The following is a 23,895-nucleotide window of genomic DNA, read 5'->3' on the forward strand; positions in this document are numbered from 1 at the left end:
CATCAAAGCCTTTATCATGCCCTGCTGGCCTTGCTCAGAAACAACCCGCTTTAATCGCCTCTGCTTCCTAAGCCCCTTCTTTAATAGCACACTACGCCCGTCCCACTTGCGCAAAAGGCCTTTTTAGGCCGATGCAGTAGTCTTCACCGAGCAGTATTGCCGGATCAGCCGCAGCAACTCTTCTTCAGAGTAGGGCTTGCCCAGGTAATGGTTGACACCCAGCTCCACGGCATGCTCGTTGTGTTTTGCGGCAATGCGCGATGTGATCATGATGATTGGCAGGCCTTTCATGCGCTCATCGGCCCGGATGTTGCGCGCCAAGTCGAACCCGTCCATGCGCGGCATTTCAATGTCTGACAGCACCACGGCCGGGATTTCTTCCTGCAGCCTTTCGAGGGCCTGCAGCCCGTCGGCGGCCATGGCCACACGATAGCCATCGCGCAGCAGCAGGCGCTGGGTCACACGGCGCACAGTGATGGAGTCATCGACCACCAGAATCAGCGGGGTTCGCGGCGCAGCCAGCACGGGGGAAATAGTGCCCGTCGGACGACCAGCGCCCTGCTCCAGAAAGTCCTTGCTCCATGCCCGTGCCTGCGTGCCATAGACTGCGGCCAAGGCCACGGGGTTGTAGATCAGCACCACGGCACCGGACGGCAGCATCGACATGCCGGTCAGTCCCGGCAGTCCAGACAGCTGGGGTCCGAGGTTCTTCACCACCACTTCGCGGTTGCCCAGCACCTCGTCGACGTGCATGGCGATTCGCTGGGCGGCGCTTCGGAAAATAACCACTGGCGTGGTCTTGGCCTGGGCTTCGCTGCTGAAATGCGAGGCCTGCAGCAAGGCGCCCGACCAGAAAAACGGCACGGATTCACCGCCCACATCAAGCATGCCGGAGCGGTAAGCCTGCTGCAGCTCGGCAGCGGTAGCGCGGCGCACGGTTTCCACCACGTTGGCCGGCACACCGACCGACATGCTGCCCGCGCGAATCATCACCACCTGCGTCACGGCCGTGGTCAGCGGCAGCACCAGGGTGAATTGCGTACCTTTGCCCGCGACGGTCGAAGTCTTGACCCTGCCGCCGAGTGAAATCACCTCGGTTCGCACCACATCCAGGCCGATGCCGCGCCCAGCCAGTTCGGTCAACTCCTGCGCCGTTGAAAAGCCGGGAAGGAAGATCAGGTTGGCCGTGGCTTCATCATCAGTGGCCTGGCTGGCCGTCATAAGCCCTTGCTTGACGCCCTGCGCACGGATGCGGGCCAGATCCAGGCCAGCGCCGTCATCCCCCAGCTGCACGGAAACGTCGTTGCCCTCTTGGCGAAGCTGGACGGTGATCAGGCCGACAGCCTCTTTACCGGAGCGGGCGCGCACTTGCGGCGCTTCGATGCCGTGGGTCACGCAGTTGCGCAGCAGATGCTCGAAAGCGGGCATCATGCGGTCCAGCATGCCCCGGTCCATTTCAAGGTTGCCGCCGTGCAGGTCCAGGCGCACCTGCTTGCCGGTTTCCTTGGACGTTTGCCGGACCACGCGGTACAGCCGCTCGGAAACGCTATCGAACTCGACCATACGGGTTCGCAGCAAATCGCGCTGCAGTTCCCGTGCCTGGCGGCCCTGGGCGACCAGGTCGTCTTCCGTAGCTTCAATGGTGCGCTGCAAGGTGCGCTGCACGGTGGCCACGTCGTTTACCGACTCGGCCATCATGCGGGTCAATTCCTGAACGCGGGTAAAGCGGTCGAACTCCAGCGGATCGAAACCTGCCTTGGCCTCCTTCGCCAGCGCCAGACGCGACTGCATCTGGGTTTCAGCCTGCAGTTCGATATCGCGCAGCTGCTGGCGCAAGCGCGTCAGGCTGCCCGTCATGTCCGTCAGGGACATGCGCAGCTGGCCCACTTCTGCCTCCAGGCGTGAACGGCTGATCATGACTTCACCGGCCTGGTTGACCATGCGGTCGAGCAACTGGGTGCGCACCCGTATGCTGGCATTGGCAGCCTGTCGCACGGGCTGCATGACCATGGCTTGCGGCCCGGGGATTTCAATTTGTCTAGCATAGGCATTGGCACTGGTAGTAACACGGGTGCTGTCGATGGCGGGGGAAATTTCAACATCATTCTCCTCAGCATCATTTTCGGACAGGAAGACATGAAGGTCATGCGGATCCGGTTCAATGGAAATGACTGGCAGGGTTTCAGCCTGGGTCGGCATGGCCTGCGACGTTGCCGCATCGAGACGACGCAAGCTTTCAAAGGCATTTTGCATCCCGTCAAAACGGGTTAACAAAAATTCAATCTCCTGACTCGCAGGTGCTTGCAAGCCAATCGAGGCAAGCTCGGACTCCATGCGGTGGGCCATTTCCCCAAGGCGCATCGCCCCGGCAAGGCGCGCACTGCCTTTAAGGGTGTGCAGCACACGCAGCACTTCCGATCGAGGACCGGAGTCAGCTGGAGTTTCTGCCCATTGGCGCAGGGCCGAACCCAGACGAGGCATGAGATCGGCGCACTCTTCCTCAAAAATCGGGAACAGGTCAAGGTCGATCACATCGACGGCATCGATGTCGTCGTGGACATCGTCATACGCTGCCTGGCTGATAGCCCTGCCAAGGCTCGAAAGCGAACTTTCTTCGGGCAGAGGCAAGTCGGCTGCCTCTGCAGGAATCGGATCGTCGAAGCGGCCAAGCCCATCGTCGTCTGTTTCCGGAAAAAACGAGTCGGAAAACTCAAGCCCGGCCAGCCGTTCAAGGATGCCTGGCAGAGGCTGCTTCAGGAAACCGGCTGCGAACTGGTGCAGCAAGCGGCGTATGTCCTCGGAAGCCTCGATGAACAAGTGACCATAGGCGCCGGCGCCGTGGCTGTGGTGGTTGTGGGAATTTTCAAGCGCATGCTCCAGCGCACGCGCCAAGTCGGACAAGGCCAGAAAACCCACCGTTGCAGAGCTTCCTGCGAGTGAATGGGCAAGCGCCACGGTGGACGCACTGATGGGCTGATGGCTTTCAAGTGCCCATTCAGCCACCTCACTGACCAGGCGGCGCGACCATTCGTCAGCTTCATTCAAGTACACGTTGTAAAGCGGAATGCCAATGCGCAGGCCATCGATGACCTTGATCGCGTCATCTTCTCTTTCCTTCTCGCCGAGCTGCTCGCTTTCGTGCGCTTGTTCCTGCGTGACGATGCTGTCGTCTACTGGAATGACAGAAGGCGTTTCGGGCAGGAACGCGGCATCCGAAACACTGGACGCATCAACAGAATCCGCAGTTGCATCCGGAACGTTGCTTTCGGAGGGCATGGGAAACAAGCTGTCGAAATCCAGTTCTTCCAGCTCAGCGGGAATCGGATCGGCTTGTCCAGCCGGCAGGATTGTCGCTGCAATGCCGGGTTCTTCTTCAAGGAAGAACTCGGACTTGGGCTCGTTCTCAAAGCCGGTCCCGATCCGGGGGGCAGTTTGCGAGACAACTACGTCGCACAGGGAAGGAATTTCAAACACATTGCCGGACTGACCAGAAAGGTCCAGGGCAAGGTAACGCCCTTCCATGCGCATGGCTTGTGCGCTGTCGCAGAATGCAAGGGCTGACCACACGCCATCCTGGTTGCCCGCGATATCTTCGATCCAGCGCTCCAGACCGGCCATGACCTCGCCGCACAAAACACGAAATTCGCTGCTCGCCGCATTTTGGTCAGCCAGCCAGCTGTTGAGCAATTGCTCCATCGCCCAGGAGGCTTCGCCAAACTCGTCCAGCCCGACCATTCGGGCACTGCCCTTGAGTGTATGGAAGGCGCGCCGCAATACCGTCAGCTGCTCCAGGTCTTCAGGATGGCTTTCCAGCATGGCGATTGCCAGCACGGCATGGCCGGCGACTTCCCGGGCTTCCTCAAGGAAAATGTCGCGTAAATCATCTTCTTCAAAATCGATGACAGCCGGCGTCTCAAGCGTCGCTGAAGGTAATGGCATCTCAATGGCCATCGCGTTGCTTAGTGCCAAGGCTTCAGACGGCAGATGGGATACGGCATCGTCCGCAAGCGCAACCGATGGGAACTCTGCCAGCGGCGCGACCGCGCCATCAAGGTTTGACACTACGTCAAAACGGGCGCCAGGCAGCTCATGAGGATCCATGTCGGCAGCTTTTTCCGCGGCAACGGAAGGGTCCGGTGAAGGCGGCTCGATATTGACGGTGATGCTCGAAGCAGCGTCACCAACGCTTGGCGGACGTCCCATCAAGGAGGTCAGCTGGTCTTTTTCCTCGTCGTAAACAAACAGTTTTTTCACCAGCGCTGGCTGGTAATTGAGCATGTCAATCAGGAAACTCAAGATCCCCAGGTTGTTGCCCAGTTGCTCGAAGGTTCCTGCCGCACGCGCCTGCTGCTCATCGATCTCGGTGTCGAGCATTTGCTCGACCGTGCCCTTCATTTGCAAAACAGCCCGGGAAGCCTGGTCAAGGCCTAACACCGACAGCACGCCGCGCATCTGCGCCAGTTGCCCCGGCACCGATTGCAGGCGGGTCTTGTCCTGCGAATCGCGAAAGAACAGATCGAGCGAGCTTTCAATTTCAGCCAGCGCGATGCGCAGTTCGCTCACCACGCTACTCATGGTCTGTTTATCGCTGACCCGGCGGTACAACTCCTCCATCCAGCCTTCGAGCGGCTGGGGCGCCCCGCCATCGATGACGCCTTGAAGTCGCGCTGCCAGACTGGCGGTCCGGATCGCCAGTTGCGGATCGGAAGGATCCAGGTCATCGAACACGGCTTCAAGATAAAGCATGGAAGTCGCGACTTCCATTGCCAGCGCAATATCGGGCACCTGCTTCCTGTTTGCCGTGGTTTCAATGGCCTGGGACAAGGCCAGCGCAAGCGGTTCACTGGCTGCATGAAGTTTTCGCAGCGAATCGGTCACCAGGCTGAACTGGTCGGCTACCTGCTTGATTTTTGTGCTTTCACCCGCGCACAGCGAGGACCAGGCATCTTTGGCCAGAACAATGCGCTTGCGCGCCTGTGCCAGCAGTGCGGGATCGAAGCGGCCAAATTGAACCAGTTCATAGTCCACGGGCTTGAAACGGGCCAGGCCAAAGGTAAAGCGCACCGCCGAAAGCACCGGCGTGTCACTGGCACGGCTAGATACCGCCTGAAAGCAAAAGAACAGCAGATCCAGGACCAGCCGCTCCGGGATGGCGGCCTCGCCTCGGGACAAAGAGGCGTATTGCAACAGGACTCGGGAAGCGGCGCGCCTGACGTAAAGGTCGGAGCCCAGCAGGTTGTGGGCAATGGCCTCAAAAAACCCGGCAGCGAGCAGCCAGAAAATTTTCGGCTGCCGTTGGGTCTGACCCGCTGCAAATCCGAAACTGAGATCCCTCAGGCTAGCTGCGGCTTGCGGGGCCTTGCCTTTCATCAGTTGCAGAACAGCCTTGTCGAGCATTTCACGTGCGTCGTCGCCGTAAGGATGCGGCTCGGGCATTGGAGACACTTCCGGCTCAAGCCAGCGCCACTCATAGGACCACAAATCGGCCGGATGAATGCGGTCGGCTCGCACAAGCTCCTGAACATTGCGGTACTGAGGAAACAGGGATACGGCGGAAAATGGCTTATCGGCCAGTATGCCTTCGAGATACTCAGTCAGGGCGAAGCTGGCGTACTCGATTTTGACAACCGCGTCCCGGCTGCACAGCTCCGGCTGCTGCACGAACTTTTGTACAGCGGCCTCCATGGCGCGGAGCACCATGGCAGGCTGCGCAAGACCAACCACTTCCAGTACGCCAACGGCCTGATGGAGTTGCTGGCGGGCAGCGCGCAGCTGGCTGGCGTCGGCTGCGGCCAGATCGGAACCGGGTGCTGCTTCAGCCTCTTTTGTAAATCGCCTGAGCGCCTTGATGGCAGCCTCCAGCGATTTGCACAGTTCACTGAGCACCCAGGCCAGCGGGCCCAGGTCATTCATGACGGCATCGGGTTTGGCGGCAATTGAATTCGTGACCATGGGGTGCATAAATAACAGGCAGGTTCAGGAATCGGCATTCGCAGTCAGGGGCTTGGCGAGGGGCGTCACACGATCTTGAATCGGGACACCGACTGCCGGAGTTCTTCAGCCATGCGGGAAAGATCGCGCACCTGCTGCGCCGTGGAACGGGTACCTTCTCCGGTCTGCTCCGTCACCACGAAAATATGCTGGATGTTGTCGGCCACCACATTGGCCGAAGCAGCTTCTCTGGAAGCGGAATCGGAAATCTGTTCGATCAGCTCGGCCAGATGGCGCGACACCTGGTCAATCTCGGTCAATGCCATGCCGGCGTTGTCAGAGAGCTTCGCGCCTTCGACCACACCCTGGGTCGAGCGCTCCATGGCGGCTACTGCATCCTGGGTATCGGTCTGAATGGCCTTGACCAGCGCCGAAATCTGCCGGGTTGCATCGGCGGACCGCTCTGCCAGGCGCTGCACTTCCTCGGCCACCACCGAGAAGCCCCGGCCCGCCTCGCCCGCCGAAGCAGCCTGAATGGCGGCGTTGAGCGCCAGCACATTGGTCTGCTCGGTAATGTCGGAAATCAGCTCGGTGATTTCACCAATTTCCTGAGACGACTCGCCCAGGCGCTTGATGCGCTTGGAGGTTTCCTGGATCTGGTCACGAATGGAATTCATGCCGCCAATGGCGTTTTGCACCGCCTGCAGACCGGACTCGGCCGCCGTCAGCGACTGGCGGGCCACGAGGGATGATTCCTGAGCCTGGGTGGACACTTCGTTGATTCGGGTGGCCATGTCAAGCACCGACTGGCCGGTTTCACGAATCTCGCGCAGCTGCTGGGTCGAAACCGCCAGGAGTTCCGTGGAAGTGTCTTCCACCCGCGCAGTCGTCTGCGCAACCCGGGTCGCCGTGTCCTGCACGTTGCCGACCAGCAGGCGCAATTCTTCCACGGTGTAGTTGACCGAGTCGGCGATGGCGCCGGTGATGTCTTCGGTCACAGTGGCTTCCTGCGTCAGGTCGCCCTCGGCCACTGTCTGCAATTCATTCATCAGACGCAAAATGGCCGCCTGGTTGGCATCGTTGACGCGCTTGGCATCTTGCTCCTGGCTCTTGGCATCTTGCCGCTGACCTTCGGCCACGGCCTGGCGCTGCTGGCTGTCGATCACCTGCAGGCGAGCCAGACCCGCTGCGCTCAGCAGGGCAACAAAGGCTGCGGCAACCAGAGTCGCAAGCGCCCCGATGCCCAGACCCGTCTGGGAAGAGAGCTTTTCCTGCAAATCCTCAAGATCGCGGCGCAGGGGTTCGCTGTCGGCAATGATGGAAGCCTGCGCTTCCCGGGCTGACACCAGCCCCTGGAGATTGCCCAGAATGGCGCCGGCCTGAACACGCGTTTTTTCGTAAAGTGCGATCAGGGCTTCAAGGCGCTCCCGCGTCTGCGTGTCCCTTGATGTGCCCAGACGCAACTCGGGGCTGCCATCCAGCAGGCCCTGGGCAATTTCCTTGAAAGAATTCAGGTCCTTGCCCAGCAGGAAGACCGCCTCGGGGCTGACGCCTTCCATGGTCAGGAACTCATTGGCGGACTTGCCGATCCGCTGGGTCAGCATTACCAGCTGGCCTGACGCAGAAATTTCTGCTGGCGCGGCATTTTGCTGAAGCTTGAGCGAGGAAACCGTTTCAGCAATTTCGAGCAGATCGGAGGACTGCCGATTAATGGTTCGCAAAGCTTCACCCACCTGAAGCAGGATGGCTTTTTGGCCCATCACGATATTTGCATTCTGCTCGGTCCGCTCGACCAGCGGCGCGACCTTTGCCACTTCAGGCTGCAACGCGTCACTCACCGCAGACAGGCGCAAGGTGTCGTCGCCCGACTTCATTCCGGTCACTGTCTTGCTCAGGACATCGGCGCTTTCACGCACATCCGGGAAGGCCTGGGCGCTGCCTACCAGTGCTTGCGAGACCGATTTGGCGAGGCGCTGCGACTGCATCAGCGCTTGTCCGGTTGCCGCCACCTGCTGCGCAGCGCGGTCGGACTTGCTGAGTGCAAAAAATGTGACCACCGCCAGAGCGGCTACGGCAAGCCCAAGCGCCACGACCAGTATCTTCTGGTGTTCGCCAAGCGGCCGCGCACCCAGCACGGGAAGGCTGAGCAGTTCGGTGCTCATCAGCACGCCGTCTTGCGTAACAGCCATGGCGCTGGGTGAAAAAATCTCCTCTTGCGCTTCTGCTGCCCCAGCCCGCACGCGTGCCGTTGTATTGCCGACAACAGACTCATCCGTCATGTCAAAAGTGCTCACACTGCCGTCAGGGCGGTCTGGCTTCGTTTTAAACAGCTTCTGGATATTTTCTAGAACAGACATGAATGAGCCTTCATAAAACGGGTAAAACGGATGCCAAGGAGCACTAGGCGGCAATGGTTAAGAAATCAACCTGTTGTGCAAGCATCTGCAGATTGATTTCCTGCCAGTGTGCGCCATTGAGATCGACGTACTGGTTTCCAAAAAACGCACCGGCATTGGCCTCGGGCGCCGAAAAATCAACAAAATCATCCTGTTTGCGCAAGCCTGCCAGTTTGTCGATCAGCAAGACGCAATTGACTTCAAGGGCGCTGTTGAGCGAAACCAGGCGCGACTCGGTGCGCGCAAGTTCATTTCTGGAACCGGATGCCTGGCCGTGGACGAACCCGGCCAGATCCACCACGCCATAGAGACCGCCGCGCAAGCTGGCCACGCCCAAAAACCAGGACTGTGTATAGGAAACCGGCTGGATTCCAGCCCAAGGGAAGATTTCTCCTGACTGGTCCAGCGGAAAAAGGTATTTTTTTTCACCGGCCTCGACGGCCAGCCAGGAGGGCGCGATGCCCTGTGTCTTGGCAAGCTGCAATCGCTCTGCCAGACGCGTTTGCAGCTCTTTAAGGGCTTGTCTGTTTGCCATGGTGTGGGTTTATGCCAAAGCTCAGCCGAGAGCCTTGATTTTGGCCATCAGTTCGCCGGCATTGACCGGTTTGGTGATGTAGTCGCGCGCACCTTGTCGCATGCCCCAGACCCGGTCGGTTTCCTGGTTCTTGCTGGTGCACATCATGATGGGAATATCCGCATACTGGGGGTCACGCGCAATGGCTCGGGTCAGCTGGAAGCCGTTTTGCCCAGGCATGACCACATCCATCAGAATCAACTCCGGCTTTTCCTCGGCCAGCCGGCGAAAGGCGTCTTCAGCGTTTTCCGCCGTCTTGACGCTGAAGCCGTTTTTCACCAGCAAATCGGTCAGGAACATCAACTCGGTTTTCGAGTCGTCCACCACCAGCACTTTATTGATTGACATTAGATTTCCCTTTGTTTTGCACAGCCCAAAGCCTGAACGGTTTGTAGCAGCTGATCTTTGGTGAATGGCTTGGTCAGGTAGTCCTGCGAGCCCGCCATGCGTCCACGCGCCTTGTCAAATACGCCGTCCTTGGACGACAGCATCACAATCGGCACGTTCGAAAATTTGGCATTGCGCTTGATAATTGCGCAGGTCTGGTAACCGTCGAGGCGCGGCATCAGGATGTCGCAAAAAATAAGGTCGGGCTGGAAGTCATTGACCTTGGACAGGGCATCAAAGCCATCTTCCGAAAGCAACACATCGTGGCCGCCCTGCTTCAGAAAGATCTCTGCGCTGCGCCTGATCGTGTTGCTGTCGTCGATGACCAGAACCTTGAGTCCGGAACTTGAAATGCTCACTGTGTTACTCCTATTTTGCAGCCGCCGAAGCAGTTGAATCCACTGTGGCCATATTTTCAGCAAGCAAGCCTGAAGCCTACATCTGAACCATTTCAAAGTCCTCCTTGCGCGCCCCGCACTCCGGACAGGTCCAGTTCATCGGAACCTGACTCCATGGCGTGCCAGGGGCAATGCCGTGTTCCGGCGCGCCCAGAGCCTCGTCGTAAATCCACCCACAGATCAAACACATCCAGGTCATTGATTGAGTCACAGCTTAAATTGCCTTCAAATAGAATGCAACAATTGTATCTAGACGGCGTTGCTAATTCGTGCACAGGGCAAAATCAAAGCCTATGGCAAACCCCCACATACCTGAACTGGACAGCCGGCAACTCCAGATCGAGGACAGCGATGCGTCACCAGCGTGCGTCATGACGTTCAACGCCAATGACCCGAGCGGCGCGGGCGGCCTCACGGCGGACATCACGGCCATCACGTCGGCAGGCGCCCATCCGCTATCTGTCGTCACGGGCACCTACCTGCGCGACACGGCGGAAATTTTCGACCACTTGCCGTTTGACGACGATGCCGTCACCGAGCAGGCCCGCGCCGCGCTAGAAGACATGCCGGTCGCCGCCATCAAGGTCGGTTTCGTCGGCAGTCCGGAGAACATCAGCACGATTGCCGAAATTGCCTCCGACTACTCGGACGTGCCGCTGGTGGCCTATATGCCCAGCCTGTCGTGGTGGGATGAAAGCGAGATCGACAGCTACCTCGATGCCTTTCGCGAACTGATGCTGCCGCAGGTTACCTTGTTGATTGGCAACCACAGCACGCTGTGGCGCTGGCTACTGCCCGACTGGTCCACCGAGCGCAATCCGTCGGCCCGTGACATCGCCAAGGCAGCTGCCGCGCTGGGCGTTCCCTACACGCTGGTGACCGGCATCCCGCTGCCGGACCAGTTCATCGACAACGTGCTGGCCACGCCACAAACCGTTCTGTACAGCGAAAAGTTCGAGCGTTTCGAGGCGGTCTTTGAAGGCGCCGGCGAAACCCTGTCGGCCGCCTTGTGCGCCCTGCTCGCCAACGGCCACGACCTGCAGGCCGCCACGTCCGAAGCGCTGACCTACCTGGACCACAGCCTGGACGCCGGCTTTCACCCTGGCATGGGCCATATCGTGCCGGATCGCCTGTTCTGGGCGCAGGCCGAGTCTGATGAAGAGCCTGACGACGAAACGGCCGCTGGCACTGACGATGCCGGCCTGACTTCCAATCCACCTCTCGAATTCCCTCCCAATGGAACAACCAAACACTAAGCCTCCCCTCTCCATGACCATGTCCCGCAACGCATCCCTGTTCGAACGTGCCCGGAAACTGATTCCCGGCGGCGTCAACTCGCCGGTCCGGGCCTTCAAGGCGGTCGGCGGCACGCCACGCTTCGTGCAGCGCGCCCAGGGTGCCTACTTTTGGGATGCCGACGGCCAGCGCTACATCGACTACATCGGCTCTTGGGGGCCGATGATCCTGGGCCACGGCCACCCGGCGGTGGTGGAAGCGGTCCAGAAAGCCGTGCTCGAAGGCTTTTCCTACGGTGCGCCGACCGAGCGCGAAGTCGAGATGGCCGAGGAAATCGTCAAGCTCGTGCCGTCGATCGAAATGGTGCGGCTGGTCAGTTCCGGCACCGAGGCGACGATGAGCGTGATCCGGCTGGCGCGCGGCGCCACCGGGCGCAACAAGATCATCAAGTTCGAAGGTTGCTACCACGGCCACTCCGACGCCCTGCTGGTCAAGGCCGGCTCGGGCCTGGCGACCTTTGGCAGCCCGACCAGCGCGGGCGTTCCGCCCGAGGTGGTCAAGGACACCTTGGTGCTGGAATACAACCACATCGCCCAGCTCGAAGAAGCCTTTTCGCTGCACGGCCGGGAAATTGCCTGCCTGATGATCGAGCCGATTGCCGGCAACATGAACTTCGTGCGCGCCAGCGTGCCCTTCATCAAGCGCTGCCGCGAACTCTGCACGCAATACGACACGCTGCTGGTGTTCGACGAGGTGATGACCGGTTTCCGCGTGGCGCTGGGCGGCGCGCAAAGCGTCTATGCGCAAAGCATTCCCGGCTTCAAGCCGGACCTGACCGCGCTGGGCAAGGTGATTGGCGGCGGCATGCCGATGGCGGCTTTTGGTGGAACTCGCGCGGTGATGGAGCACCTGGCGCCGCTGGGCGGGGTCTACCAGGCCGGCACCCTGTCGGGCAACCCGATCGCCACCGCCTGTGGCCTGGCCACGCTGCGCGAAATCCAGAAGCCCGGTTTTTACGACGCGCTGGGCGCGCGCACCAGCAGCCTTGTGGATGGCCTGACGAACGCTGCACACCAGGCCGGCGTGCCTTTTTGCGGCGACAGCGAAGGCGGCATGTTCGGCTTTTTCCTGCTGGGCACGCTGCCGCAGAACTATCCGCAGGTCATGAAAACCGACGGCCCGGCCTTCAACCGCTTTTTCCACGCCATGCTCGACAGCGGCGTGTATTACGCGCCTGCGCTCTACGAAGCCGGCTTTGTCAGCGCGGCGCACACGGCCGAGGACATTGACGCCACGGTGGACGCGGCAAGCCGGTTTTTCTCTAGCCTCTGAACGGGAGTAACGGTCGGGGTGGAATCATCCACGCGCCGTTGCTTGCTATGAATAAAATAGCTGCTAGCGCATATCCACCGTGCGCAAACACCTTATTTCTTATAAAAAAAGCGGCCGAGGCCGCTTTTTTTGATGCCGGGCCGGCGAATCGCCAGCGCCAGGCTCAATGCCTGAAATGGCGAACGCCGCTCAGGACCATGACCACGCCGCGCTCGTCGGCGGCATCGATCACTTCCTGGTCGCGCATCGAGCCGCCGGGCTGGATCACGCAAGTCGCGCCCGCATCGACCACCACGTCAAGCCCGTCGCGGAACGGGAAAAACGCATCGCTCGCCACCGCCGTGCCCTTGAGCGACAGGCCGGCATGCTCGGCCTTGATGCTGGCAATGCGCGCCGAATCGAGGCGGCTCATCTGGCCGGCGCCGACGCCCATGGTCATGCCGCCAGCGCAAAACACGATGGCGTTGGACTTGACGTACTTGGCGACGGTCCAGGCGAACAGCAGATCCTGCAGTTGCTCGGGCGTGGGCTGGAGCTTGCTGACAACCTTCAGGTCGGAAAGCGCCAGCTCATGGTTGTCGGCGGTCTGCATCAGGAGGCCGGAGCCGACGCGCTTGATGTCGATCAGGTTGCGGCCCTGCGCCCAGGCAGTCGCGCCGCCGGGCGGCAGGTCGATCTGCAAGATCCGCACGTTGACCTTGGTCTTGAAGACTTCCAGCGCCTCGAGTGTGAAGGCCGGGGCCATCAGCACTTCGACGAACTGCTTCGAAATTTGTAGCGCCGCACGCTCGTCCACCGTGCGGTTGAGGGCAATAATGCCGCCAAACGCCGAGGTCGGGTCGGTCTTGAAGGCTTTGCTGTAAGCCTCCAGTGCATCGGCGCCCACGGCTACGCCGCAGGGGTTGGCATGCTTGACGATGACACAGGCTGACTCGGTGAAGCTCTTGACGCATTCCCAGGCGGCGTCGGCGTCGGCGATGTTGTTGTACGACAGTTCCTTGCCCTGCAATTGTTTGGCCGTGACCAGTGAGCCCGGCGCCGGGTGCAAATCGCGGTACAGCGCGGCCTGCTGGTGCGAGTTTTCGCCGTAGCGCAGGTCCTGCAGCTTGGTGAACTGGCTGTTGGACTGGCCGGCGAACAGCGCCCGCTCAGGCACATAGGCCGGCGAGAGCTTGGCGGCGTCAAAGGTGACTGACGACAAATAGTCGCTGATGGCGCCGTCGTACTGGCTGATGCGGTTGAACGCGGCGACCGACAGGGCAAATTTGGTCTTGTCGGTGAGCTTGCCGTCGGCCTGCAGCTCGGCCAGCACGCCGGCGTACTGCGAGGCGTCGGTCAGCACGCCGACGTCCTTCCAGTTCTTGGCCGCCGAGCGCACCATGGCCGGGCCGCCGATGTCGATGTTTTCAATCGCGTCTTCGAGCGTGCAGCCGTGCTTGGCCACGGTCGATTCAAACGGGTAGAGGTTGACCACCAGCAGGTCTATCGTTTCAATGCCGTGCGTTTCAAGGGCCGCCATGTGCTCGGGCAGGTCGCGCCGGGCCAGCAGGCCGCCGTGGACTTTCGGGTGCAGCGTCTTGACGCGGCCATCGAGCATTTCCGGAAAACCGGTGTGGTCGGCCACTTCGGTGACGGGCAAGCCGGCCTCAAGCAGCAGTTTGGCGGTGCCGCCGGTGGACAGCAGCTGGATGCCCAGCGCGTGCAGCGCCTGGGCGAATTCAAGGATGCCGGTTTTGTCGGAAACGGAAATCAGGGCGTTCATGGGGTTCTTTGGGTAGGGATGCAGGTTCAGGTGCAAGTCAATGAAACAGGCGCGGATTTACTTGATCAGCTTGTGCTCGACCAGCTTCTTGCGCAGGGTGTTGCGGTTCAGGCCCAGCCATTCGGCGGCGCGCGACTGGTTCTGCTCGGCATGCTGCATGACCACTTCCAGCAGCGGCTTTTCGACCACGCGGACCATCATGTCGTACATGCCATCGGGCGCGGTGCCGCCAAGGTCGGTGAAATAGCCTTCCAGGCTGGTGCGCACACATTCCTCCAGGTTGATTTTGCTCATGGTGCAGCTTCCTCCTTTTTTTTATCGTTGTTCATCAATTCTTTTACCGTGGCATCGTGGTCAGGGGAAGCGGCCGGGATGCGGTCCATGCGCTCGCCCAGGCCGTCAAAAAATTCGTTCACCGCTTCCAGCTGCGCACGGCAATCCTCCAGGGCGTTCATGCGGCCGCGAAACGCCTCCCCGCCGGGCAGCGTCCGGACATACCAGCCAATGTGCTTGCGTGCCGTGCGCACGCCCGAATACTCGCCGTAAAGCTGGTAATGGTCGAGCAGATGGTCGAGCAGCAGGCGTTTGACATCGGCGACCAGCGGCGGCGCCAGGTGGCGGCCGGTTGCCAGAAAATGCGTCAGTTCGCGAAAAATCCAGGGACGGCCCTGCGCTGCGCGGCCGACCATCAGCGCATCGGCGCCGGTGTAGGCGAGCACGTCGCGCGCTTTTTCAGGGCTGTCGATGTCGCCATTGGCCACCACCGGGATGCGCAGCGCGGCCTTGACCTCGCCAATCGTGTCGTATTCGGCCAGGCCCTTGTAGCCCTGCTCGCGGGTGCGGCCGTGCACGGCAATCATCTGCACCCCGGCGCTTTCGGCGGCGCGGGCAATCGTCAAGGCGTTTTTGTGGCCTTGCGCCCAGCCGGTACGCATCTTCAGCGTGACCGGCACGCCATGCGACTGGCAGGCAGCGACCACCGCCTCGATGATCTGCAGCGCCAGGGGCTCGTCCTGCATCAGCGCCGAGCCGGCCCATTTGTTGCAGACCTTCTTGGCCGGGCAGCCCATGTTGATGTCGATGATCTGCGCGCCCCGGTCGAGGTTGTAGGCGGCGGCGTCAGCCATCATTTGCGCGTCGGTGCCGGCGATCTGCACGGCGATCGGCGCGGCTTCACCGTCATGGTTGGCGCGGCGCGAGGTTTTCAGCGTGTCCCACAAATCACGGCGCGACGTGACCATCTCGCTGACCGCATAACCCGCGCCGAGCTTTTTGCACAGCTGGCGAAACGGCCGGTCCGTGACGCCGGCCATGGGCGCGACAAACACATTGTTTGCCAAGGCATAGGGACCGATGTTCATGGGAGAAGGGGAGTGAGAGCCTGGGATTGCCGAAAAAGGAGGCACAATTGTAGCTGCCCAAAATTTCAGCACTTGGAATCCGGACGAGGAATTTGCAAATCCAGGGCACCGGCTTGCGGCGCCTGGCCTGCCTATACTCAGGCCCCTATGCAAGCCTGGATTCAACACCTGATCGACCTGCTGGCCCTGCCCGAATTCGGGCTGAGCACGGTCTTTATCGTCTCCTTCATCTCGGCGACGCTGCTGCCGCTGGGCTCCGAGCCGGTGGTCTTCGGACTGGTGAAACTCAACCCGGCGATGTTCTGGCCGGCCGTGCTGGTCGCCACCGCCGGCAACACGCTGGGCGGCGCGCTTGACTGGTGGATAGGCTTTGGCGCGCACCGGGTGGCCGACAAATACACCCATTCTTCGCACCACGGACGCGCCGTGCGCTGGCTGGAAAAGCTCGGCCCCAAGGCCTGCCTGCTGGCCTGGCTGCCGGTCGTCGGCGACCCGCTGTGCGCCGTGGCCGGCTGGCTGAAGTTTCCGTTCTGGCCCTGCCTGGCCTACATGGCCGTCGGCAAGTTCATGCGTTATTTTTTGATGACCGGCAGCCTGATCTGGGCGTTTCCGGGCGTGATCGGCGCTTGAGCCGGGTTTAAAAACGCTCGTAGGGCATCAGGTAGCGCCACTGCCCGGGTTGCAGCTGGCTGAGCGGCAGGCGGCCGACGCGCAGGCGTTTCATCGCCACCACCGTGAGCCCCACGCTTTCGCACAGGTAAGCAATCTGTCCAGGCACTTCGCCCTTGAGCGCAAAACGCAGCCGCGCCTCGCTTTGCCAGCTGACCTTGGCCGGCGGCAGCAGCGTGCCCTGGTAGGTGAAGCCGTGGTCAATGCGGTTCAGGCGCTCCAGCCCGCCGGGCTTGATGTCGCCGCTGACCTCGACCACCACCTCATGCTCCAGCACCCGGGCGTCTTCACGCAGCTTGCGCAGCACGCGCCAGTCCTCGGTGAACACCACGAGACCACTGGCCGCCGTGGCCAGCGGTGTTGCCAATGCCGAGGCAGAAAAATGTTTTTTGAGCGGCCTGATGCCGGACCGGTCGGTGGGCGAGCGATTCGCCACGGTCAGCAACTGGGCGGCGGTTGGAATGCTGGCGTCGCCGCTGGCATGGGCCGCGTCACGCGATTCGTAGTCGGCCGGCTTATGCAGCAAGATGGTCACCGACGTCTGCGCCAGCAAGCTGGCATCGGGCGACACCACGATGGCCTGGTTGCCGACGCGGAACTGGGGCTCTTCCACCACCACGCCATCGACCGTGACAAAGCCGCCCTCGATGTACTGTTCGGCCTCGCGGCGTGAGCAAGCCAGCATTTCAGCGAGGCGTTTGGCGAGTCGTACCGGTTCGGTCATGGCTGCAGGCGTCCTGGTGTGTCCGGTTGAAATAAAACTGAACGCTATCAAATAAATAGCTACTTGCGACCGTGGATAGTGCGCAAACGGCCAATAATGCTTAAAAATTGGCAGGCGCCGGTATCTTCCGGGAGCCGCCCGCCAGTGCAGGCTTCAGGAGCTGAACAGGAAGTTCATCACGTCGCCATCCTTGACGACGTATTCCTTGCCTTCGGCGCGCATCTTGCCCGCGTCCTTGGCGCCCTGCTCGCCCTTGAAGGCGATGAAGTCGTCAAACGCGATGGTCTGGGCGCGGATGTAGCCCTTCTCGAAATCGGTGTGGATCACGCCGGCAGCCTGCGGCCCGGTGTCGCCGACATGGATGGTCCAGGCGCGCACTTCCTTCACCCCGGCGGTGAAATAGGTCTGCAGGCCCAGCAGCTTGTAAGCCGCGCGAATCAGGCGGCTCAGTCCAGGCTCGGTCTGGCCGAGTTCTTCCAGGAACATCTGGCGGTCCTCGTCGCTCATTTCGGCCATCTCGGCTTCCATCTTGGCGCTGATGGCGACCACCGGCGCATTCTGCGAGTCGGCATAGGCTTTCAGCCGGTCGAGGAAGGGGTTGTTCTCGAAACCGTCCTCGGCCACGTTGGCGACAAACATCGCCGGCTTGGCGGTGATCAGGAAAAATTGCTGCAGCAGCGGCAGCTCGTCCTTGCTGAAATCGAGCGTGCGTACCGGCTTGGCCTGGTTGAGCGCGGCCTGGCATTTCTCCAAAATGGCGACCAGCTTGGCCGAGTCCTTGTCGCCCGAGCGGGCAAGCTTGCCCACGCGGTGCAGGGCTTTTTCAACCGCCGCCAGGTCGGCCAGGCAGAGTTCGGTCTGGATCACTTCGATGTCGTCGATCGGATCGACCTTGCCGGCGACGTGAATCACGTTGTCGTCTTCAAAGCAGCGCACCACGTTGACAATGGCGTCGGTTTCGCGGATGTGCGCCAGGAACTTGTTGCCCAGGCCTTCGCCGGTGCTGGCGCCGGCGACCAAGCCGGCAATGTCGACGAACTCGACAATGGCGCGCTGGACCTTTTGCGGGTTGACGATGGCGGACAGTGCATCAAGCCGCGCATCAGGCACTTCGACAATGCCCACATTGGGCTCGATGGTGCAAAAGGGATAGTTTTCCGCCGCGATGCCCGCTTTGGTCAACGCATTGAACAGGGTGGATTTTCCGACGTTAGGCAAGCCAACGATGCCGCACTTCAAACTCATCAATATTCCTTAGAAATCATTACGCGATTGTCCCCGCCGAGCACCAGGCGATGTCGTGGAGCGGCCCGACGTGGACCCGCGGGAGGCTTCAGGGCCGCGAACAACCCCGTCCGGAGCCTGTGCTTGCACCCGGCTTTGTACCGGGTTTTGTCCGGAAAGAACTCGGGCAATTGTAATGAGTCGTCAAGCCCGGGTTCGCGCGGCGGGCTGCACCGATGCATTCATTCCTTCCCGCCCTCCCGGTCCTCTCGCTCCTCCCAGTCCACCCACGGCACCTCGGTGGCCTTGAGATAGCCGCTCACGGCCTGGCCCAGCGTGGCAAAGAAGCGCTGCTCGCCCAGCGCCGAGAAAAGTCCGAAACGCTTGAGCTTGTCCTTGACCGGATCCTTCATTTCCGCAAAGCACAGCGCGACGCCGGCGTCGCGCAAGGTATGGTCCAGCTCTTCCAGCACATCGGCGGCGGTGACATCCACGCTGGTGACCGGCTCGGCGCTGACAACCAGCCAGCGCACGGGCGTCGGCGACGCGGCCACGGCATCCAGCGCATGGTCCCGAAACAGCTCGGCATTGGCAAAAAACAGCGGCGCATCCCAGCGAAACAGCACCAGCCCCGGAATGCGCCGGGCGTGCGGGTAGCGGGTGATGTCGTGGTAACCCTTGACGCCATCGACCCGGCCCAGCACGGCGAAGTGCGGGCGCCAGCCGTCCCACAGGAACTCGATGACGGCCATCACGATCGCCAGGGCAATGCCCTCGATGGCCCCGAGCACCGCGACGCCGGCCATGCAGGCGATGGACAGCCAGAACTCCCAGCGCTGGATACGGTAGATCCGGCGCAGGTCTTTGATCTCGATCAGTGCGATGGCCGACGCAATCACCACGGCGGCCAGTGTGGCGGTGGGCAGGTTCCTGAGCAGGCTGGGCGCCACCAGCAGCAGCCCAGCCACCGCGATGGCCCCGACGATGCCCGCCAGCTGGGTTTTGGCCCCGGCTGCCTCGGCCACCGGCGTGCGTGAAGCGCTCGCGCTGATGGGAAAGCCCTGGAAGATGCCGGCCGCCAGGTTTGCCACCCCCAGCCCGACCATTTCCTGGTTCGGATCGACGAAAGTGCCTGCGCGCGCGGCATACACGCGCGACAGCACGCTGGTGTCGGCAAACGACACCAATGCCACGGCCAGCCCGCCAAGGAGGACGGGAACGATGTCGCTGGACGTGATCAAGGGAAACGCCAGCGCTGGCAGGCCCTGGGGGAGCGCGCCGAGCACCGACACGCCGGCCCGCGCGGCCAGGTCCAGCGCAGCGACGGTGGCGGTCGCGCCGACCACGGCGATCAGCACGCCCGGCAGGCGTTTGCTGCGCTTGAGCCCGAAAATCACCGCCAGCGTGCCCAAGCCGAGCAGCAGCGCGGCCCCGTTGGTCTTGCCGGCCAGCACCGCTTCGCCAAACGCCAGGGTTTTGTACAGCAGTCCGTCGCCCGAAACCGAGAAGCCGAACAGCGCAGGCAGCTGGCTGACCAGCACGGTCAGCGCAATGCCGTTCATATAGCCGTAGCGTATCGGCTTGGAAAGCAGTTCGGTGACAAACCCCAGGCGCGCTGAGCCCGCCGCGATGCACAAGACGCCGGAGACCACCGCCATCATTCCCGCCAGCGCCAGCGCACGCTGCGGATCGCCCCCGGACAGCGGCAGCACGACGCCCAGGATCAGGGCCACGAGCGAGGAATCCGGTCCCAGCACCAGCACCCGGCTGGGGCCAAACAGCGCATAAGCCAGCAGGCCGAAGATGGTCGCGTACAGCCCCGAAATGGCCGGCAGGCCGGACGCCACCGCATACGCAATGCCGACCGGCACCAGCACCGTGGTCAGCACCAGGCCCGCCACCAGGTCATGGCGCAGCCAGGCGATCTGATAGTGGCGCAAGGCCTGCAAGCCCGGCAGCCAGCGCAGCCAGCCCGTCGCCGGCGCGGGGCGGGCCAGGCGAGCATGTTCCGGCGGTGCGGGCGGAGGTGTGGAATCGCTCATGCAATGGGCCGTACAGTTAACCGCGTGCCAAAAAACAGCGGACAGCCAGGAAGCGCAGACGGGAGGAAATCACTCAAACCGGAAGTTGGCGCCGACCGGCTGGCCAACCCTGAGCAGGTGGTCGATGCCCTCAAACACGATGGCGTTCATGCCGAAGGTCACCGCGCCCTTGAGCCGCGCATCCTGGCGGTAGCTTTGGAGCGTGTCGCCAACCTCGGTGCTGCTGACGGCGGTGGCCGGGTCGATGTTGGGAATCGGGCAGCGCGGACACGGTTTGACCGGTTTGAGCCGGACCGGGCCTTGCGGGGTAGCAATCTGGAGCTGCTCAAGCCGGTCTTCGTCGTGCGGCGCCAAGGGCAGTTCGCCCGGTGCATCGCCCAGCACGATGTTCGGGCGAAAGCGCTCCATGCCGACGGCGGCAAAGCCCCGGGCGGCAAGCTTGTCATTGAACTGCTCCAGCGACGCCTGGCTGATGACCAGCAGCGGATAGCCGTCGTTGAACTGGTTCAGCGCCTCGATTCCATCGGTCCAGTCCAGGCTGCTGACGCGCGGGTGGTCCGGGTCAAAGCGCACCAGCCGCGCCGGAACCCCCAGGAAATCGGTGAACCACTGGGCGGCAATCGGTCCCATGTCGAAGGCGGCCACGTCTTCATTCCAGATCCTGACCCGCGCGGGGGCTTCGACCTGGTCCAGCGCGATGTGCAGGGCCAGCATGCCGGGCGCGCGCAGGATCATCTCGCAAGTCTTGAGCTGCGGCTTGACGAGCGCCATGCGCGGCAGCTCGCGTTGCGTCAAAAAATGGCCGTCGCCGTCCACCACCATCCAGGCGCGGTCGAATTCGAGCCCGGTATCCAGCAGCATGACCTGCTCCACCCGCACACCTGAGCAGGATTTGACCGGGTAGACAAACAGCCCGGTAATGAGAGCGGCCAAGTCGAAAGGCCTGACTTGCACCGCAACGTCTGCCGTGTCTGGCAGGGTTTCGTTCAATGATTCGTTCACTTTTATCTCCAGTCCTCGCCGTTTTGAGCGCTACAGCAGGGAAATTTCACACGCTTCAACCTTCACTCCAGCCCTGCAAAGCAATGATTTTGCACTCACTCCTAAAATGGGGCATGTCCAAAACCTTTGATGTCTGTATTCGTGGCGACGGCGTGGTGGGCCGCACCCTGGCGCTGTTGCTGGCGCGTGAGCGCCTGCGCGTGGCGCTGGTCATCCGGCCGCAGCCGGTGCCGGGCGAATTGCCCGCTGCCGATGATGTGCGCGCCTATGCCCTGAACAGCGCGTCGCGCAAGGTGCTCGACGCCCTGCGGGTCTGGCCCGATGCGCCATTCGCCACGCCGGTCCGGGAAATGCAGGTCTGGGGCGACGATGGCGGCCAGATCGATTTCACCGCCGACAGTGTCGCGCAGGAGGCGCTGGCCTGGATCGTCGATGTGCCCGCGCTGGAGCAGCAGCTGATCCAGGCGGTGCGCTACCAGCCGCAGATCGAACTGGTGACCGCGCCGCCCAAGGCCGCGCTGACGGTGATTTGCGAAGGCAAGAAAAGCGCCAGCCGCGATGAATTCGGCGTGCAGTGGACCGTCAAGGCGTATCCGCAAAAAGCCGTTGCCGCGCGGCTGGAAGCCGACAGGCCGCACCGCGGCGTGGCGCGCCAGTGGTTTGCCGGCGGCGACATCGTGGCGCTGCTGCCGCTGGGCGGCAGCGACGCGAGCGCCGTTGCGCTGGTCTGGTCGGCGTCGCTGGAGCGCGCCGATGCGCTGGAGCAGATGCCGCCAGAACAATTCTGCGCGGCCCTGCAGGCCATTTGCGGACCCGAGGCAGGCCAGTTGCAGCTGACCAGCGAGCGCGCCAGCTGGCCGCTGGCGCTGTCCACCGCCGACCACTGGGTCGGCAGCGGCTGGGCACTGGCCGGCGATGCCGCGCACACGGTGCATCCACTGTCGGGCCAGGGCCTGAACCTGGGGCTGGCCGACGCGGCCTGCCTTGCCGAGGTGCTGGCGCAGCGCGAATACTGGCGCGCCCTGGGCGATGAAAAACTATTGCGCCGCTACGAGCGCGCGCGCAAGGCCGACGTGGCTACCATGGGTGCCGTGACCGACGGACTGCACGGCCTGTTCGCCCAGAGCGACGACCGCTGGCAGGCGCTGCGCAACTGGGGCATGAAGGGCTTTGCGCGCAGCAGCCTGCTCAAGCGCTGGGTCACGCGCCAGGCCGCCGGCCTGTGAGTGACAATCCCCAGAATTGATCAAGCAACAGGAACACCATGAAACACCATCGACTGACTGCCGGCCTCAGGCTCGCGGGACTTGCCGGCCTGCTGGCCTGCACCCTGGGCGCCGCGCTGGCGCAGGAAGCCGTGATTCGCAAGAACCTGGCCGAACGACTGCCGGCGCTCTCAAAGATCGATGAAGTCAGCAAGACGCCGATGAACGGCCTGTACGAACTGCGCGTCAATGACAGCGACATCTTCTACACCGATGCCGAAGGCAACTTCCTGATCCAGGGCAACCTGATCGACACCCGCGCCAAGCGCAACCTGACCGAGGAGCGCGTCGAGAAACTCAGCGCTATCGACTTTGACGCACTGCCGCTGAAAGACGCCTTCACCCAGGTGCGCGGAAACGGCAAGCGCAAGCTGGCGGTGTTCGAAGACCCGAACTGCGGCTACTGCAAGCGCTTCGAGCGCGACCTGCAAAAGGTCAACGATGTGACGATCCACACATTCCTGATTCCCATTTTGAGCGCCGACTCCGTCGAAAAGTCGAAAAACATCTGGTGCGCCAAGGACAAGAACAAAGCCTGGCTTGACTGGATGGTGCGCGACCAGCCAGCGGCCAAGGCCAGCTGCGACACGTCCGCGCTGGATCGCAACCTGGCCTTCAGCAAGAAATACAAGATTACCGGCACGCCCACGGTATTTTTCGCCGATGGCTCTCGCGTGCCGGGCGCCATCAGCGCGCAGCAGATCGAAAAGCAGCTCGGCAGCGCAGCCGCCAGGTAAGCCAGCCAGAACGCGTCATATCGGCATATTTATAAGCAAAAAGTGGCTGCAGCGCACGTACAACGGGCGCAAGTAGCTACTTTTTTCATAGCATACTCGGCACGGCGAGGCACCTGTGGCACCGCCACCGGCACACTTATGGCGACGGGAACCCTGACGTGTTCATTGAATTACTGCTTCTGTTTGGCAAGAGCTTCCTGTTTGTACTGGCGGCGCTGCTGCCCATCCTGAACCCGGCAGCGACAGCACCGATTTTTCTCGGCCTGACCGAGGGCGCTTCCGCCGGCACGCGCCGGCTGCTGGCCCGCCGCATCGCACGCAACATGTTTGCCTTGATGGTGGGCTCCATGCTGATTGGCTCCTACGTGCTCGACATATTCGGCATATCGCTGCCCATCGTGCGCGTGGGCGGCGGCCTGATCGTGGCGTCGACGGCCTGGCGCCTGCTCAACGCCAACCATGCCAGTGATGATCACCGAACCGAGCTGGCCGAATCCTTCACGCCTGAGCACGCCCGCCGCCAGGCTTTTTACCCGCTGACGTTTCCGATGAGTTGCGGCCCCGGGTCGATTGCCGCAGCCATCACCGTCGGCGTGTCCCTGCATGATCAACGACTGGCCTTGTCGCTGGCAAAAATGGGCGGTGGCGTACTGGCCTTGTTCGTGATCGGCATCGTGCTGTACCTGGCGCTTCGCTTTGCGCAAAGCCTGCTCAAGCCGCTCGGAGATGCTGGCTCGGTGATTTTTCTGCGCCTGTCTGCCTTCATCCTGCTGTGTCTGGGCGTGCAGATTATCTGGGATGGACTGGAAGAACTGCTGCGCAACTTGCAGCAGTCCGCCTTTACCTGAAGCGGAC

19 protein-coding genes are annotated in these 23,895 nt (G+C 62.0%); 6 read left to right on the forward strand and 13 right to left on the reverse strand.

Annotated elements, in window-relative coordinates:
• Window positions 1–123: 123 nt before the first annotated feature.
• The 6 genes from ACP7AD_RS14430 to ACP7AD_RS14455 all read right to left on the reverse strand — a co-directional run bounded on the left by ACP7AD_RS14430 (window position 124) and on the right by ACP7AD_RS14455 (window position 9,897).
• The gene (locus ACP7AD_RS14430; RefSeq protein ID WP_426148436.1) at window positions 124–5,961 is read right to left on the reverse strand and encodes an Hpt domain-containing protein; all 5,838 of its coding nucleotides are present in this window, start codon (window positions 5,959–5,961) and stop codon (window positions 124–126) included.
• 56 nt (window positions 5,962–6,017) lie between these two features.
• Window positions 6,018–8,120 (reverse strand): methyl-accepting chemotaxis protein, encoded by a 2,103-nt coding sequence (locus ACP7AD_RS14435; protein WP_426148437.1) that lies wholly within the window; start codon window positions 8,118–8,120, stop codon window positions 6,018–6,020.
• A 211-nt stretch (window positions 8,121–8,331) separates the two neighbouring features.
• Window positions 8,332–8,862, reverse strand: coding sequence for a chemotaxis protein CheW (locus ACP7AD_RS14440; RefSeq protein ID WP_426148438.1), 531 nt, complete (start codon window positions 8,860–8,862; stop codon window positions 8,332–8,334).
• 21 nt (window positions 8,863–8,883) lie between these two features.
• Window positions 8,884–9,249 carry a response regulator transcription factor gene (locus ACP7AD_RS14445; protein WP_293633512.1) on the reverse strand — a complete coding sequence of 122 codons (366 nt, stop codon included), beginning with the start codon at window positions 9,247–9,249 and terminating at the stop codon, window positions 8,884–8,886.
• Entirely contained in the window at window positions 9,249–9,647 is a 399-nt protein-coding gene (locus tag ACP7AD_RS14450; RefSeq protein ID WP_426148495.1) for a response regulator, read from the reverse strand. Before ACP7AD_RS14450 ends, ACP7AD_RS14445 begins: the two co-directional genes overlap by 1 nt.
• Window positions 9,648–9,723: 76 nt before the next feature.
• Window positions 9,724–9,897 (reverse strand): rubredoxin, encoded by a 174-nt coding sequence (locus ACP7AD_RS14455; RefSeq protein ID WP_422586082.1) that lies wholly within the window; start codon window positions 9,895–9,897, stop codon window positions 9,724–9,726.
• 82 nt (window positions 9,898–9,979) lie between these two features.
• On the opposite strand from ACP7AD_RS14455, the gene thiD reads away from it, so the two are divergent.
• Window positions 9,980–10,942 (forward strand): bifunctional hydroxymethylpyrimidine kinase/phosphomethylpyrimidine kinase, encoded by a 963-nt coding sequence (gene thiD, locus ACP7AD_RS14460; RefSeq protein WP_426148439.1) that lies wholly within the window; start codon window positions 9,980–9,982, stop codon window positions 10,940–10,942.
• Window positions 10,923–12,254, forward strand: a complete 1,332-nt coding sequence (hemL, locus tag ACP7AD_RS14465) for a glutamate-1-semialdehyde 2,1-aminomutase (protein WP_426148440.1) — start codon at window positions 10,923–10,925, stop codon at window positions 12,252–12,254. The genes thiD and hemL overlap by 20 nt, the downstream gene beginning before the upstream one ends.
• A 163-nt stretch (window positions 12,255–12,417) precedes the next feature.
• Here hemL and purH read toward each other — a convergent pair whose 3' ends face one another.
• From purH to dusB, 3 genes are read right to left on the reverse strand one after another with little or no spacing between them, the layout of a single operon-like run.
• Window positions 12,418–14,016 (reverse strand): bifunctional phosphoribosylaminoimidazolecarboxamide formyltransferase/IMP cyclohydrolase, encoded by a 1,599-nt coding sequence (gene purH, locus ACP7AD_RS14470; protein ID WP_426148442.1) that lies wholly within the window; start codon window positions 14,014–14,016, stop codon window positions 12,418–12,420.
• 57 nt (window positions 14,017–14,073) lie between these two features.
• A complete protein-coding gene (locus ACP7AD_RS14475; protein ID WP_426148444.1) occupies window positions 14,074–14,310 on the reverse strand; it encodes a helix-turn-helix domain-containing protein in 237 nt (78 codons plus the stop codon).
• On the reverse strand, window positions 14,307–15,377 hold the full coding sequence (dusB, locus tag ACP7AD_RS14480; protein WP_426148445.1) for a tRNA dihydrouridine synthase DusB: 1,071 nt from the start codon (window positions 15,375–15,377) through the stop codon (window positions 14,307–14,309). Before dusB ends, ACP7AD_RS14475 begins: the two co-directional genes overlap by 4 nt.
• Window positions 15,378–15,524: 147 nt before the next feature.
• Here dusB and ACP7AD_RS14485 point away from each other — a divergent pair, with 147 nt between their 5' ends.
• Window positions 15,525–16,007, forward strand: a complete 483-nt coding sequence (locus ACP7AD_RS14485; protein WP_426148446.1) for a YqaA family protein — start codon at window positions 15,525–15,527, stop codon at window positions 16,005–16,007.
• 7 nt (window positions 16,008–16,014) lie between these two features.
• Here the strand turns inward: ACP7AD_RS14485 and ACP7AD_RS14490 are convergent, their stop codons facing one another.
• The 4 genes from ACP7AD_RS14490 to ACP7AD_RS14505 all read right to left on the reverse strand — a co-directional run bounded on the left by ACP7AD_RS14490 (window position 16,015) and on the right by ACP7AD_RS14505 (window position 20,990).
• Window positions 16,015–16,770: an RNA pseudouridine synthase gene (locus ACP7AD_RS14490; protein ID WP_426148447.1), complete on the reverse strand. Its 756-nt coding sequence runs from the start codon at window positions 16,768–16,770 to the stop codon at window positions 16,015–16,017.
• A gap of 153 nt (window positions 16,771–16,923) precedes the next feature.
• The gene (gene ychF / locus ACP7AD_RS14495) at window positions 16,924–18,015 is read right to left on the reverse strand and encodes a redox-regulated ATPase YchF (protein WP_426148448.1); all 1,092 of its coding nucleotides are present in this window, start codon (window positions 18,013–18,015) and stop codon (window positions 16,924–16,926) included.
• Window positions 18,016–18,236: 221 nt separating this feature from the next.
• A complete protein-coding gene (locus ACP7AD_RS14500; protein ID WP_426148449.1) occupies window positions 18,237–20,036 on the reverse strand; it encodes a SulP family inorganic anion transporter in 1,800 nt (599 codons plus the stop codon).
• Between the two features lie 69 nt (window positions 20,037–20,105).
• Window positions 20,106–20,990 (reverse strand): MOSC domain-containing protein, encoded by an 885-nt coding sequence (locus tag ACP7AD_RS14505; protein WP_426148496.1) that lies wholly within the window; start codon window positions 20,988–20,990, stop codon window positions 20,106–20,108.
• Between the two features lie 161 nt (window positions 20,991–21,151).
• Between ACP7AD_RS14505 and ACP7AD_RS14510 the strand changes: the two genes are divergently transcribed.
• The 3 genes from ACP7AD_RS14510 (at window position 21,152) to ACP7AD_RS14520 (ending at window position 23,888) form a co-directional block, all read left to right on the forward strand.
• Window positions 21,152–22,264, forward strand: a complete 1,113-nt coding sequence (locus tag ACP7AD_RS14510) for an FAD-dependent monooxygenase (protein ID WP_426148450.1) — start codon at window positions 21,152–21,154, stop codon at window positions 22,262–22,264.
• Between the two features lie 38 nt (window positions 22,265–22,302).
• Window positions 22,303–23,040 (forward strand): DsbC family protein, encoded by a 738-nt coding sequence (locus tag ACP7AD_RS14515; RefSeq protein ID WP_426148452.1) that lies wholly within the window; start codon window positions 22,303–22,305, stop codon window positions 23,038–23,040.
• 158 nt (window positions 23,041–23,198) lie between these two features.
• A complete protein-coding gene (locus ACP7AD_RS14520) occupies window positions 23,199–23,888 on the forward strand; it encodes a MarC family protein (protein WP_426148453.1) in 690 nt (229 codons plus the stop codon).
• Window positions 23,889–23,895: the final 7 nt, after the last annotated feature.

This window comes from Polaromonas sp. DSP2-3-2b2 (assembly GCF_049895905.1).
Taxonomy (GTDB): domain Bacteria; phylum Pseudomonadota; class Gammaproteobacteria; order Burkholderiales; family Burkholderiaceae_C; genus Polaromonas.

What these genes read in the sequence shown, in the direction of transcription:
- ACP7AD_RS14435 (WP_426148437.1), bottom strand. Translation starts at nt 8,120, where the DNA reads ATGGCTGTTACGCAAGACGGCGTGCTGATGAGCACCGAACTGCTCAGC.
- ACP7AD_RS14440 (WP_426148438.1), bottom strand. Translation starts at nt 8,862, where the DNA reads ATGGCAAACAGACAAGCCCTTAAAGAGCTGCAAACGCGTCTGGCAGAG.
- ACP7AD_RS14500 (WP_426148449.1), bottom strand. Translation starts at nt 20,036, where the DNA reads ATGAGCGATTCCACACCTCCGCCCGCACCGCCGGAACATGCTCGCCTG.
- hemL (WP_426148440.1), top strand. Translation starts at nt 10,923, where the DNA reads ATGGAACAACCAAACACTAAGCCTCCCCTCTCCATGACCATGTCCCGC.
- dusB (WP_426148445.1), bottom strand. Translation starts at nt 15,377, where the DNA reads ATGAACATCGGTCCCTATGCCTTGGCAAACAATGTGTTTGTCGCGCCC.
- ACP7AD_RS14515 (WP_426148452.1), top strand. Translation starts at nt 22,303, where the DNA reads ATGAAACACCATCGACTGACTGCCGGCCTCAGGCTCGCGGGACTTGCC.
- ACP7AD_RS14485 (WP_426148446.1), top strand. Translation starts at nt 15,525, where the DNA reads ATGCAAGCCTGGATTCAACACCTGATCGACCTGCTGGCCCTGCCCGAA.
- ACP7AD_RS14510 (WP_426148450.1), top strand. Translation starts at nt 21,152, where the DNA reads ATGTCCAAAACCTTTGATGTCTGTATTCGTGGCGACGGCGTGGTGGGC.
- ACP7AD_RS14475 (WP_426148444.1), bottom strand. Translation starts at nt 14,310, where the DNA reads ATGAGCAAAATCAACCTGGAGGAATGTGTGCGCACCAGCCTGGAAGGC.
- ACP7AD_RS14445 (WP_293633512.1), bottom strand. Translation starts at nt 9,249, where the DNA reads ATGTCAATCAATAAAGTGCTGGTGGTGGACGACTCGAAAACCGAGTTG.
- purH (WP_426148442.1), bottom strand. Translation starts at nt 14,016, where the DNA reads ATGAACGCCCTGATTTCCGTTTCCGACAAAACCGGCATCCTTGAATTC.
- ACP7AD_RS14430 (WP_426148436.1), bottom strand. Translation starts at nt 5,961, where the DNA reads ATGCACCCCATGGTCACGAATTCAATTGCCGCCAAACCCGATGCCGTC.
- thiD (WP_426148439.1), top strand. Translation starts at nt 9,980, where the DNA reads ATGGCAAACCCCCACATACCTGAACTGGACAGCCGGCAACTCCAGATC.
- ychF (WP_426148448.1), bottom strand. Translation starts at nt 18,015, where the DNA reads ATGAGTTTGAAGTGCGGCATCGTTGGCTTGCCTAACGTCGGAAAATCC.
- ACP7AD_RS14490 (WP_426148447.1), bottom strand. Translation starts at nt 16,770, where the DNA reads ATGACCGAACCGGTACGACTCGCCAAACGCCTCGCTGAAATGCTGGCT.